The sequence below is a fragment of the Bacillus sp. WMMC1349 genome (genome assembly GCF_013155385.1).
GTDB lineage: Bacteria > Bacillota > Bacilli > Bacillales > Bacillaceae > Bacillus.
The window spans coordinates 3,028,862-3,042,030 of sequence record NZ_JABJUQ010000007.1; the positions used below are offsets into that span (position 1 = coordinate 3,028,862).

Consider the following 13,169-nt stretch of genomic DNA (forward strand, 5'->3'; position numbering starts at 1 on the left):
TGTTTGGATGGGTGCTAACTAAAGGCGGACATTCGGGTCGTTTCAATAGCCGCTTTCCTTGTCATTTTGTCGATTAGAGAGACATGATGTCCCTTGTCCAAAACAAGTATTTTGCCCCGTCCATACTAGCTGAACAGGGCTTTTTATTGTTTGACTAATGATGCCTTAACATAGTAAGAATATCGAGTAATGTATGGTGAATGACAAATTTGCGATAATCGATATCATCTAAAATAGGTTGTGGTAAATGTTGAAGTGCTTGGTGAACCCTTTCTTCATCAGACAGTTCTCGGTTATTTAAAGCTCTTTCAATCATTTTAGAACGGAATGGAAAAGGACAAATTCCACTAAATGCGACTCGAACCTCACCATCAACTTCAAGCGCTGAAACGGTCACCAATGGATAACCCTTATCCCATTGTTCACGAACTTTAATACTTGCAAAAGGTTGATTCAAATAGCGCTTTTCAGTTAACAAAAGCATGAGCATCTCACCATTTTTCAAGTGTAGTTTTTGATTAAACACCTCATGAATCGAATAATAGTTTGTTCCTTCCGCACTTAATGTCATCACTTTACTATCGGTTAATAAAAATGGCAAAACAACCTCTCTATAATAAACCTGACCACAAATATTACCTCCTAATGTAATTTTGTCACGTGACATTTGATCGGCAACTTCTATTGCGGCTTTACTTAATAAAGGAAAATCGTTATTTTTTGTGAGTTCTGTTAATGTTAACGCTGAACCAAGTACAAGATGATTGTGTTCAGATCGTAAAGTACGGCATTCAGGGATATCTTTTAGATCAATGATCACCTTTTTGTCCTTCATATTTGAACGGCCAAAGGAAGCGTGTTCTGTTCCGCCAGAAAGATATGAAGGCTGTTTCCCCTCTCGCTCCAACCGATTAAATAGCTGGATAGCTTCTAACGCAGACACCGGCCGATAATATTCTAAATCAAACAAAATCATTTTGCACTCTCCTCCAATCCCAAACAGCGACAGCTGATTTTAATGAACTACAGCAAATGCCTTCCTCATTGTATTGTATCTAGAGTGATTTTAAAACCATTATTTTGAAATATAAGTCAAATGAGATAGGAATTGGTATTATGGTTCAGTATAAAATACAACTGTCATTTTACACATTCACTTGTTGAATTAAGACTGGTTTTTAAAGCCTTTTCGGGCTAATTGAATAAACGTTTTTAAAGGAGAGGACATCCATTTATCTTTATGCCAAGCCATTTGAGTAAATACAGGGCATTGATTTTTCCAATTTAGTTTTTTCATGAGACCTGCTTCAATTTCTGCCTTTACCACCATTTCGGGCAGCAGAGCAATTCCAAGCCCAGCCATTACACATTGTTTAATAGCTTCTATACTGACAAATTCTAATTGATTAGGTGATATACATGTTTGATTCAAAGTTGCTTCAAAAAGCATACGGTAAGAGCAGCCGCTTTCAGTCAATAAAAGGGTTTCATCTTGCAAATCTTGCGGTGTGATAAATGATTCTTCAGAAAAAGGATGATCGATCGCTGCCACCATTTTGATTTCATCCAACATAAGCGGCTCAATATGTAGTGACTCATCAGGGCGATTAATATCCATCATAAAAGTGAGATCAAGAAGCCCTTCTAATAATTGTTGTTTAGCCTGTTTACTAGAAATATACGGTTTGAATACAAGTTTAACATCTGGAAATATTCGCTTAAATTCTTTAATAATTGCTGGGAGACGGTATGTACACTGGCTTTCTGTCGCCCCAATTTTCAAAGTTCCTGTTGCTTCCATTGCTGCATTGGTTGCCATTTTTGCTTCTTCGGTTAATGCGATAATTTGATCTGTATAGCGCTTAAAAGTCTTACCAGCTTCTGTTAACACAAGCCGTTTTCCAAGTCGCTCAAATAAAGGAGTCCCAATTTCAGCTTCAAGTGATTTGATTTGGGATGTCACACTTGATTGTGCGTAATTTAACAATTTTGCGGTCACAGTAAAATTCACATGTTCAGCTGCAGTTCTAAAAGTGATCAGTTGCTTAATTTCCACTCCTTATCTCCCTTTCTTATCATTTATTCCGATAGATTCAATCGAAATAATCGTCTGTATTGATTTTTGCATTCATTATATGATGAAAGAAATCAATCGTAAATAAAGGAGTCGATTCGATCATGAGTATAGCCGTCATCAACGGTGGAACGCGCACTAATGGAAATACGGAGCTATTAACGAAAAAAGTCATTCAGGAACAAGATGCCGAAACCATTCATCTAAAAGAATATCACATTCAACCTATTGAAGACTTGCGTCATTCAGAGACTGGTTTTCCAAGCATCGCAGATGATTATGATTCGATCATTGAGCGTATCCTCCCCCACGATACACTCATTTTTGCTACACCGATATATTGGTACGGGATGTCAGGTACATTAAAAATCTTTATAGATCGTTGGTCACAGACGATGAGAGATCAGCATTACCCTGACTTTAAAGCAAGACTAGCTACTAAACAGGCGTATGTGGTCGCTGTCGGTGGAGATCAACCGAGAATAAAAGGACTGCCACTGATACAACAGTTTGCCTATATTTTTAGTTTTGTTGGTATTTCTTTTGGAGGTTATGTTTTAGGAGAAGGTAACAGGCCTGGTGATATTTTAGAAGATCAGCAGGCACTGCATATAGCAAGTGGATTATTGAATGGAAGTGCTGTGAGATGAAATGGATCTTAGCTTTCATTGTCATGATATTGGATTTAGGATTGGTTTTTGTTTTCATTTGTCAGCCATCTCAATCATGGCATTATATTAAAACAGAAGCATCTACAACCCATAAGGACAAGCAATATGTAAGAATGACAGGGTCTGTCCTACAAACGAAACATAAAGTAACAACTGATACAGGTGAAGAAACCATTTTCATTACTAATGACATGTCAGGCCCAAAATAGGTTGGAGAACCCAACTTTGCTCATTCTGAAATTTCCTACAAAAGCTCTTGTCGATGAAGCCGTTTCGTTTAACGATTTTGTCGGCAAGTGAGTTAGTAGAACTTGTTCAGTATAGGATTCAGCGGTTTCAAATGATCTTAATTATGTTAGTTGCTATGCTCACCAATTTAAGCCTATTCATTACATATACTTCTCCATTTAAGGACAAGGTTTATGATCGTCAAAACCAACCAAATAAGAGCCAATACCATAGTTATAATATCTATAGTTCCTAGATGATGATAGTCTATTCCAATCAATATCATCATGAAAAGAATAAAAAATAGAATTGTTGATCCATCAAATAATTTTTTTCTCATTGTTTTGAGCATAGATGTAACACTGGATGATGCACAAAATTTCTTCTGTTAAGAACATGTCCTAAATAGTTGCTCGGGCAGAAAACTAGCCGATTCTCAGTCATTCCCATGCTCATTTCCTCCCTTCTTTCTCTATATTTATTATATTCTTTGATCGCTACAGAAGATAGAGCATTTAAATCATATTAGTAATGAAACATGCCAGCTTATGAGTTAAAAAAAAATCCTTGAACTGATACAAAAAATACAAATAAGAACAGAACTAAACAAGTCAAACCATAATCTTTTCGTCCATTTTGAAATTCATCTAATCCCATGACTAACATCAGTAAACTTAAAACTAATAGCATATAAGACTGAAATTCAAAATGAGACTGAAATTCAAAATAATTAGTTATGAATACATATCCTCCGCTTAAAACAACTGCTATTGTTAACATAACCCTTAAAATTTTCAGCAATTAAAAATCCCCTTTTTATTTGATCTCAAACCTTACAAAAAAATACTAACAATTACCCTATGTTTTTACAAGTCTGTAAATACCAATTATGCTATTTTATATATACATCATTTTCAACTTTTCATATGTCCATGTTTTATGTTGAATGATTTGAAAAATATTGTTAATCTAAAATAGTCAATTGATCAATGAGGAGAGAAAAAATTGAGAAAAATTACATTTTTTATGATTATGGTTTTCATTATTATCGCAGGTTGTAGTAATAAGCCAGATACTTCTACAGGAAAGACAGGATCTGAAACAAAAGAAAAACAGGAAAAATCTTTATCAAATGAACAGGCTTCAAAACAACCCGTTATGAAATACCTAAAAGAAGGTAGTTCAAATGCTGACATTAAGGCACCCGGCTTAAAAGCTGATAGTGCAAAGAAGATAAAAGCCATTACAAAGAAGATGCAGAAGAGCCTTGCTGACAAAAAAGAGTGGTTTAAAACTTATATTTCTAAGGCAAAAAAGGGTGAAGAATTACCTTATCATCCTAATTTCGGGATAACGAAAGAAGAATACCGTATTTTTCTTGATTCGCAAAATCATATGAAATTAATTAAGACAGGGGAAACACCTATAACAATAACAAAGAAAGAAGATCAACTGATTTTAAAAGCAGATAAGACTAAAGCACTCAAAGAAATTACTTTTGACTTAAAAAACAACACGGTAAAAACTGAATTTGGAACACTCAAATATAAAGGTAAGGTTAAGCCGTCCAATGGTCAAACTGTAACTGGTGAATGGTCTGGAGAAGCTTGGACATTAAATGAAGGCAAGTTTACAAAAGACGCAAATACAAAAGGGAAGTTAGTAAAATTCTATGTCGGAAAACTAAAAGAGACAGGAGAAACACTTGTATATTTAAATTACCGTGAATTTAATAGCCAAAAAACTTCAGAAACAGAAGAAATTTTATTATTTAAATAAACTTTAACCATTTCACTTTCAAAACAATCAATGTAGCTATTGCTGTGATGTTCAATCTGAAGTTAACACAAGAGGCTGTCCAATAAGTTGACTTTTGACTATAGGAAGCCTTTTTCTCATTTGATAAACAGTGATATATCAACAAGAGTATATCTTTTAACAATTTTGCTCTTTTCAACAGCTCCTATCTTTATAAGAAAATAAAAGCCAGGCATTTGCCTGCTCACGTCTTGTTCGCAAAACTAGCGTGAAATCGAAGAGTCACTAAAACACCAAAAGAGGCTGTCCTGAAAGTCGTGTGGATGAATAAAAATTGGGGAATTTGCTCGCTTTCCGCGGGAGTCTCACAATTCCCGCTGATTGATGTTGAAAAAGGACTTTTTAGACAGCTCCTTTTCAACGGCATAAGGGCTGTCCAGTAAGTCGATTTTTGACTACTTTTATGTTTATGAAAGTGGAGAATTTGCTCGCTTTCCGCGGGAGTCTCACAATTCCCGCTGATTCATGTTATCTTTTATAATCTTGGATCAACGGGATTTGACTCCATTGAAAGCGTTCCAAGAACACATTCATGAACTCTTTCGATGGATTCTCCATTTACGAACCTTTGAATTCCCTCGACTCCTAAAGCAAATTCTCGTAAGGCAAGTTTTTGTTTCTTTCCGGTATTCCTTTTCTTTAATCTCTTCAAGTTTTCCGGCTGCAAATAATCCATACCATATATGATATTGAGATATTTTCTACCTCTTACTTTTACAGCAGGTTGTACAAGCTTGCCGTTTGATTTTGAAATAAATGTCTCTGGTTTAATGACAATTCCCTCGTGTCCATCACTTGTTATTGCATCCCACCATTTGATGACCGCTTCTTCACTCGCCGCATCATGAATGACCATATATTCGGTTTCAACAAAGAGGTTCTCCATCATAGAAAATTCCTTGTTCATCTCCATATGCCAAGTGTGCGGTTTATCGAAGAAAGTTTCATTGCTATGTGCGAGCAGGTGGAAAGGAGCGATTTGGATTTGATCAATATCATTCGTTTCCCAGCAATATTTTTGGAATACTTCTTTGAAAACACGCGCATGGGCAAGTTTATCTTGATATTCGTTGTACCATGTCTCAATATCTTCGTTTTTGCCCACTACACTTTCAAGCTTATGTTTAAGTAAGCTCCGATCTAAAATAGCATTTTCAGCTACATGGGCATATTGGTTGCTAATCAGTTCTTTAGCCTTTAAATTCCATGGCATAATCTCAGCATCTACAAGAATAAACTCCGTTTCATTCTTCGTAAAATAATCTGCTTTAGTTAAGCCATGATTAATTCTTGAAAGGATTTTGTACTCTGTTTCTTCATTGAAAAACCTTCTACCTGTACGTGTATAAATCACACCAAGCGTTTCTCGACCAACGTATTTTAGACCCGTTTCTTTATCTTTAAACACGAACAATATCCCTCTACTACCCATATGCTTCTTTTCTGCTACCATACGCTCAATCCCCATGCTTCGGTAGTAGTCTATCACTTCTCTTGGATGCTCTAGATAATTCTCTAAAGAAGAAGGAGTTGGGGCAGGACTCATTGTCGGCGGGATATAGATCAACTCTTCAATCGGAACTGTAAAGTGAGACACCATATCGATAGATGGCATCACATACTGTTTAGGTATTTGAATTTCGCCGAGTACATCTGTTAAGACCGAAAATCCATTAATAAATTTAGCCATGTTCGGAGGATTTAACCTTTTCTTCTTTAATTCGATTAACGGGTTATTTTTCCTGCCTGAGTAATCTTTTTTGGCTTGAACCGAAACAAATTCTTTCTCTGGGTAACGGAATGCTGTTAACTCTCCCCCAAACACAACACCTTGGTCAATATTAATCGTATTGTTTATAATGAGTGGTTTCGGTTTCGGATCATGCCCCCAAACAATTAATGTGCTTGTTTTATGATGAATTGTCCAATCTTTCCTAATTGGACTTCCAGTTTTCCCTATCCCTTCATGATCTCCGTAACGGCAGAAATCACTTATATCAGAAGATTGTTTTCCAATAAAATCATCTTTTATCCCAGCATGGGTACACACCAATGTAGGAATTCCGTTTTTGGTCAGTACATAATGAGCAGGTGCTTTAAGAAGAAAATTCTTTAACTCTTGTTTTAATTGTTTGATATTTGCACTGCCCATCTTTTCTTCATATTGCCTGATCTCTTCTTCAACGCATTCATCACCATGACTTAAGGTCACATTTCTCCCATCTAACCAACGAGCGATTTTCCAACCATGATTACTGTCTATCATGTAAGCAAGTCCTTTTTTCACATGACGTAAAAAAAACTCCATCGTTTTTAAAGACTCTGGGCCGCGACTCATAATATCCCCAAGCGATAGAAACCTCCTTCCCTTTGGATGGACGTAATCCTGCTCAGCATTTTGTTCGTAACCTAGCTTTTCGAGAATATGAATCATTTCATCATAACAGCCATGTATATCGCCGATAATATCTATTCCATTCCCAACATCAAGATGAACTGGGTTGTGATCTCTTCTGATGACTTCAACTTCATCTGGATCGGAAATAAAATAGGTCGCTAAGTAGCCTTCTTTTTTAATAAAACGTTTCTCTCTTTTAAATACATGATACTGTTTCTTTATTCTGCTCGTTCCTCTTGGATTTTCACGGCTCTTGTCTCTTTCAAGTAAAACACTCTGATCTAAATTCAATACAAGGGAAACAATCGGGAGATGATTTTTTTTAGCAATTGAGATATACCTTTTTCGATCTTCTGAATATAAATGCGTGGCATCTACAAAAGTAAGTTTATTAAGTCTACATCTCGTTTCGATTATTGTATCCATTAAGAAAAATGCTTCTGAAGAGATGGCTTGATATTGATCGTACAATGCTTCTGACTCATCATTCGATCGTTGTTGCCAATTAATAAATTCAACATCACTTACCAACACTCTACACTCATCAGAGCTTACAACCTGAGAAGGAAGGATTTGACCATTATCTATTAATTGTTTTAAAAAGTGAGTTTTCCCGCTATTTGACGGACCCACAAGTAAAACAATTCCAGCATCAGGTATAACAATATTCATTTTTACAACTCCTTTCTCATAAACAAACACATCTGGGTAGGATAACCGTAAAGGTCGTGTTCTTCGCCTATACCTGCAAACGTTATATCGTATTCACATTCCTCATTTTGCATTTCACACCATTTATAAAACTCTTCTCTAGTCCACTCAAATCGATGATCAGGATGTCTGTATCCTTCACCCATTCCATATACTTTGTTATACTCTTGGTTTGGAGTCGTAATGAGTAATACCTTTGGCCGATAGTCCTGCAGAATTGTTTTCATTATTTTAGGTAAACGATACTCATCAATATGTTCGATCACTTCACAGAGTATCATAATATCCTTATTTATTAATCTTTCATCATAGTAAAAGAGAGAGCCTACAATTTGTTCAGGCATAATAAAATTCTCTTTCTGTTCTACTTTCTCAAAGCGTTTAAGAGCTTTAATTGATGCAGACTCTGACGGTTCAACAGCCAAAATTTCTTTAACACCATTCACGAAGCCTAATTTCACAGCTAACTTTCCTTCACCTGAACCGAAGTCAACGATGCTCTCTTTGAATTGTAATTGATTAATGATTTGAATCATTTTCTCATATCTAAGATCGTTCAATCTAACTTTTTGGTCTCTTTTATGATCCTTTTCACTACTGATCGCATTGTTGCTCTGCTTTTCCACCAAACTATAAATATCTTTAAATCGAAGTGCTTGCTGTAATATAAACTCTCTTTTTGGATGCGTATCAAGCCAGCCTGCACCATATCGTTCAATTTTTTCTACTTCTTTTTCATCTATGAAATAATGCTTATAATTATCTAAAACAGGAATCAAAACAAAGAGCTGCCGAAGCCCCATTTGCAGTGTCGTTGAACCCTTTATCGTGATATATCTCGCTGTACTTTTTGTTTTAAAATTCATACTATAATCGACATCACCATAAGTGATATCAACCTTAAATCCTAATGGTTCAAATAACTCCACAATATCTTTGTCTGATAGATGAGAAGCCAGTGGTCCAAAACTGAATTCCAAAGGAAAACAATGATTCACCCAAGAATCATATTCTGCTTTTGGCTTTCCATTTAGTGCTGTACTAAGAGCAGACCTTAAAAAGCTACAGAAGATACTACTCACCACAAATTCTCGGTCATTAATATATGAAGTAATATCGTAGATTTCAGAATTATTCCTTGAAAGTTCAATTGGATCTGGTGTAACAAAAAATGTAACACCAACTTCTTCTTCAGTAAACTTATGATAAAACATTCTTACTAAGTGACCGTTTACACTTCTTTCGTAAAGATTACTTGGGTTTTTCGCCAATAAAAAAGAAATGACCTTAACATTTGGTCCTGTCGCTCGTATTGTTAATTGCATAGTGATTCACACCTACTCTCTAATTAAAACCGTTTCAGTTAAAACAACATATCATAAGTCATAAAAAATACTACTTTCCTAAGCTATGGCTTAATTATAGAGAATCATCTTAATGGATGCAAAGTATGTCATGAAATCCTTATTCTACATTTCTGTTCTATGATCCACTAGTAAAATTTAAATTCTTTGTCTCTGCAGGAAGTATTTATTTATAAGAGCACATAAAAATCGTCCTTTCGCAAATGTTGTCTGGTAACTCCATTTGAATTGGACGATTTTTTTAAAAGGCTATTAGAAAGTCTTTTTTTTACTGCCTTTCTGAGCAACTCCTTGACCATCAAAATCACATGTCCTGGATCCGTTTTATGATTTTAGCAGGATTTCCACCGACCAACACATGATCTGGCACATCTTTTGTTACGACCGCACCAGAAGCAACCACAACTTGATCACCTATTGTAACACCGGGATTAATGATGGCTCCCCCACCGATCCAGACATGATCACCTATAGTTACTGGTGCTCCATATTCTATTCCCGATATTCTCTCGTTTGCATGCAATGGATGAGTCGCTGTATAAATTTGTACTCCTGGAGCAATAAAACAGTTATCACCTATTCTAATCTCGCATACATCTAAAAATATACAATCAAAATTCGCAAAGAAATTTTCGCCAACATGGATGTTGTAGCCATAGTCACAGCGAAACGTCTGCTCTATGTATATATTTTCACCAGTGGAACCAAGTAGATCTTTTAATAATTCAGTTCTTATGTTGTCATCAATTTCGAGTGATTCATTAAATAACCTGGTGAGTCTTCTAGCTTTCATTCTATCGCTACGCAATTCTGGATCGGTTGGATGATACCGTTCACCACTCAACATTTTTTGTTTTTCAGTTTTCATGATTTTTTCACACAGTCAATTCTAAAAGATTGCCTTCCGGATCTTCTATCACACTTTCATAATAACCGTCCCCTGTGACACGAGGTCCATTAACTAAGCGGTAACCATCATTTTGTAAAAGAACAGTTTTATGATCGACTGCCTCCCTGCTTCCCAGAGAAATTGCAATATGAGCCCAACCAATCCGATCGTCCCGATCAGGCTTATCTATGCCCGACTTACACATTATTTCTAACCGTGCACCTTCAGCAAATGTCAGAAAATAAGATTCGAATTGTTTATCTTTATTATGATACTTTGCGTTTGCTTTTCCATTAAAATATGTGACATAAAACGTCTTCATGGCTTCGATATCGTTAACCCACATTGCCGCATGCTCTATCTTCATCACACATATGCCCCTCCTTGTATATTGAATGGATCATGGTTTGCTAAAAGTTTTCCACATAACACAATTGACAGTTTATGATGTGTTACCAGTTATTTTACATTTTTTTATGAATACCAAAGAACGATTTCAGTTGTTTGTATTAATCCCCATTGTTGTTTCAAAAGTCTCTCAACATGATATTTCATTTCGTGATTAAGAAAAGTTCCATCGATATCAATTGCTTTCCCCCTTACAGATTATATTCAAAATCTGACAAATGGTTTTTTCTTAACTGCTTATTTCGGTTGCCATGAGATCAAAACCAAGGGTTTGTAATCCAAATAGATAGTCTTGTTTCCAATCACTTATTTTAAATTCTGGAAGATGTTCTGTTGGAATATACTTTGAACTTTGCTTTACAATTTGCTCAATGGTCAATGGGGTAACTTCATCATCACAAAAAATCATGATATGAGGATTAAGGATCGCTGCAAATGAAGCGACTAACCTGCTAATAGCATTAACCTCCCCGCTTTCATTTTCCAAAACCTGCCCGAAATTTCGGTCGCCATCCTGTGGAACAAATGAGATCTCACCTGAAAAATTAGTGCTTCCCCGCACAACAACACCATTTACCATCATTCCAGCACCAGGACCATTTTGACCTGAATATAAATAGACCAGAGATGTATTCTTCATTCCCTTCCGAGCGTGATATCCAAGCACTGCCGCATTCATATCGTTTTCTACGACAACAGGTATCGAAAAACGCTCTTCCAAATATCCCTTCAAATCAAAGTTTTGAAGATGCTCATAACCTGGTATATAAAAAATCCGTCCATTATCAACAGAACCAGGTACACCAATAGCAATGGAACTGATTTTCGAATATTTCTGTAAGATATTTTCAACATATTGGCTTAATGATCTTACATCATCTTCTACTAATACACTTGATGTTTTTCCAGTATCCTTGACTTCTCCCAAACAGTTAAACACAATATAATGGGTCTCTGTTCTTTCTAAAAAAATAGCCAATCCCAACATATACTCTGGATTGTATGTATATCTTTGCGCCCTTCTTCCACCACTTGAATCATCAAGACCTGCCAAAAAAAGCTCGCCGCTCTTTTCCATCTGCGTTAGAAACTTACTTATTGTCGGAAAACTAATCCCTAACTTCTCACTAAGTTCAACTTTTGTCGCACTTTCAAGTTCTAAGAGAGATTTGCGAATATCACGAAGAATGAATTTCCTCATTGATGGCTCACCACCTTTCAATAGACTTATTAAAAATATTTAAAAAGTATCCAACAAAAAACTTATTAAACTTCTTTAATAAGTGATGGTGACAATATAACATAGAAAATGACATAAAGCAAAAGCTGGCACCAAGAATCTATCGATGGACAAATGACTTTTCTATCTGCTAATCAATACTTGCCAGTAATTTATGAATCAACTCTTGGGAATGAACAAAAAAGTCTCGAATCGAAAGTACAGCAAAGTATGAAGAGACTTCGGTATTAGCCAATAAACATTCATCATAAATTACACTAATATATAGTTCCTTTTTCGGGACTTTTCCTTTTTGAACTAACGAGTTTGTTAATTCTACATATAATCCTTCACTCACATCACCGATCGATCTTTCGATTGAAAAACGCCCTGGAAAGCTGTTCCACCACACTTCAAAGGTTTTATACATTTCATTAAAAGCGCTATCATCATTCACAAACAGTCGCTGATAAAATAAATCCTTTTCTTTGAGAAATACTGCATCGTTTTGATTATTTTCGGATATTCTTTCTGAAACTTCATTCCACAGTTCTTTATACTTTAATTCAAAGTTTTCTTTAAATACGATTCTTGTTGATAAATAAGGAAACCTTAACTCTTGCCGATTTTGATTAAGAAATATATTTTGGATGTAAATCAGAAAGTTCAAAGAAACGGGTGCATCTGTCACCATCACGAATGAATTTTCCAAATTTCCGCCTCCTTAAAATGAAAGCCGCCTGACCATTGATTTTGACAATTTTACATTTCTGGTTCTGGATAATACATCACTAGAAAAAAGCTCGCTAATTCTTCAGTGGTATTGATATAACGATGTGTTGTTGTCCCGGTAAATTGCAAGGCATCCCCAGATTCTAATACATAATGCTCTCCTTGAAGATGAACTGTTAAAATTCCCTCTTTTATAAGTATATACTCTTCCCCTAGATGTGATTTTGCATCATGTGTACACCCTGGTTTAAGTTCAACAATGTAAATTTCAAACTTTGTTTCAGGATGATACGGAAAAAAAGGGTAGACAAGATATTGACCCTCATGATCTGAAATTGGATTTAGTTCATTTATATTTATTTTTTTTACTTTAGGACTTTCCTCTTTCATAAAATGTGTAAATGATACTTGAAGACCGTTCGCAATTTTCCAAAGAGTAGTGACAGTGGGATTGGATTTCCCTTTTTCAATTTGCGCAAGCATGGCTTTACTAACCCCTGTTCGCTCTGACACTTGATCAAGTGTCAAATGTCTACTTTTTCTGAGATTAAACAAATTCTTCGCAATAACTGATTGAATATATTCCATAACTGCTCTCCTTTATTTTATTATGTTTATTTTACCACACTATTGTTTATTATAACGGAAATTTGTATA

13 protein-coding genes are annotated in these 13,169 nt (G+C 35.5%); 3 read left to right on the forward strand and 10 right to left on the reverse strand.

The genetic code is table 11. From position 1 onward, the window contains the following. Positions 1-154 precede the first annotated feature (154 nt). Together HOO54_RS18005 and HOO54_RS18010 are read right to left on the reverse strand one after the other, a co-directional pair. Complete coding sequence (locus HOO54_RS18005; RefSeq protein ID WP_172297658.1) at positions 155-976, reverse strand: FAD binding domain-containing protein; 822 nt, start codon at positions 974-976, stop codon at positions 155-157. Between the two features lie 189 nt (positions 977-1,165). Beyond that, positions 1,166-2,056 carry a LysR family transcriptional regulator gene (locus tag HOO54_RS18010; protein ID WP_172297660.1) on the reverse strand — a complete coding sequence of 297 codons (891 nt, stop codon included), beginning with the start codon at positions 2,054-2,056 and terminating at the stop codon, positions 1,166-1,168. Between the two features lie 122 nt (positions 2,057-2,178). Between HOO54_RS18010 and HOO54_RS18015 the strand changes: the two genes are divergently transcribed. Further along, positions 2,179-2,724 carry a flavodoxin family protein gene (locus tag HOO54_RS18015; protein ID WP_172297662.1) on the forward strand — a complete coding sequence of 182 codons (546 nt, stop codon included), beginning with the start codon at positions 2,179-2,181 and terminating at the stop codon, positions 2,722-2,724. Next, entirely contained in the window at positions 2,721-2,954 is a 234-nt protein-coding gene (locus tag HOO54_RS18020) for a hypothetical protein (RefSeq protein WP_172297665.1), read from the forward strand. Before HOO54_RS18015 ends, HOO54_RS18020 begins: the two co-directional genes overlap by 4 nt. A gap of 565 nt (positions 2,955-3,519) precedes the next feature. Here the strand turns inward: HOO54_RS18020 and HOO54_RS18025 are convergent. Next, entirely contained in the window at positions 3,520-3,774 is a 255-nt protein-coding gene (locus HOO54_RS18025) for a DUF3953 domain-containing protein (protein ID WP_253907708.1), read from the reverse strand. Between the two features lie 204 nt (positions 3,775-3,978). Here HOO54_RS18025 and HOO54_RS18030 point away from each other — a divergent pair, with 204 nt between their 5' ends. Next, positions 3,979-4,752 carry a hypothetical protein gene (locus tag HOO54_RS18030; protein ID WP_172297667.1) on the forward strand — a complete coding sequence of 258 codons (774 nt, stop codon included), beginning with the start codon at positions 3,979-3,981 and terminating at the stop codon, positions 4,750-4,752. Between the two features lie 514 nt (positions 4,753-5,266). On the opposite strand, the gene HOO54_RS18035 is transcribed toward HOO54_RS18030, so the two are convergent. The 7 genes from HOO54_RS18035 to HOO54_RS18065 all read right to left on the reverse strand — a co-directional run bounded on the left by HOO54_RS18035 (position 5,267) and on the right by HOO54_RS18065 (position 13,100). After that, positions 5,267-7,861: a polynucleotide kinase-phosphatase gene (locus HOO54_RS18035; RefSeq protein WP_172297670.1), complete on the reverse strand. Its 2,595-nt coding sequence runs from the start codon at positions 7,859-7,861 to the stop codon at positions 5,267-5,269. Between the two features lie 2 nt (positions 7,862-7,863). After that, positions 7,864-9,225 carry a methyltransferase domain-containing protein gene (locus HOO54_RS18040; RefSeq protein WP_172297672.1) on the reverse strand — a complete coding sequence of 454 codons (1,362 nt, stop codon included), beginning with the start codon at positions 9,223-9,225 and terminating at the stop codon, positions 7,864-7,866. Positions 9,226-9,568: 343 nt separating this feature from the next. Beyond that, positions 9,569-10,132 (reverse strand): maltose acetyltransferase domain-containing protein, encoded by a 564-nt coding sequence (locus HOO54_RS18045; protein WP_172297674.1) that lies wholly within the window; start codon positions 10,130-10,132, stop codon positions 9,569-9,571. 7 nt (positions 10,133-10,139) lie between these two features. Continuing rightward, positions 10,140-10,520, reverse strand: a complete 381-nt coding sequence (locus HOO54_RS18050; protein WP_172299687.1) for a VOC family protein — start codon at positions 10,518-10,520, stop codon at positions 10,140-10,142. Between the two features lie 270 nt (positions 10,521-10,790). After that, a complete protein-coding gene (locus HOO54_RS18055; protein ID WP_172297677.1) occupies positions 10,791-11,762 on the reverse strand; it encodes an ROK family transcriptional regulator in 972 nt (323 codons plus the stop codon). Between the two features lie 169 nt (positions 11,763-11,931). Next, positions 11,932-12,492 carry a hypothetical protein gene (locus HOO54_RS18060; RefSeq protein ID WP_172297679.1) on the reverse strand — a complete coding sequence of 187 codons (561 nt, stop codon included), beginning with the start codon at positions 12,490-12,492 and terminating at the stop codon, positions 11,932-11,934. 50 nt (positions 12,493-12,542) lie between these two features. Next, positions 12,543-13,100, reverse strand: coding sequence for a helix-turn-helix domain-containing protein (locus HOO54_RS18065; RefSeq protein WP_172297681.1), 558 nt, complete (start codon positions 13,098-13,100; stop codon positions 12,543-12,545). Positions 13,101-13,169: the final 69 nt, after the last annotated feature.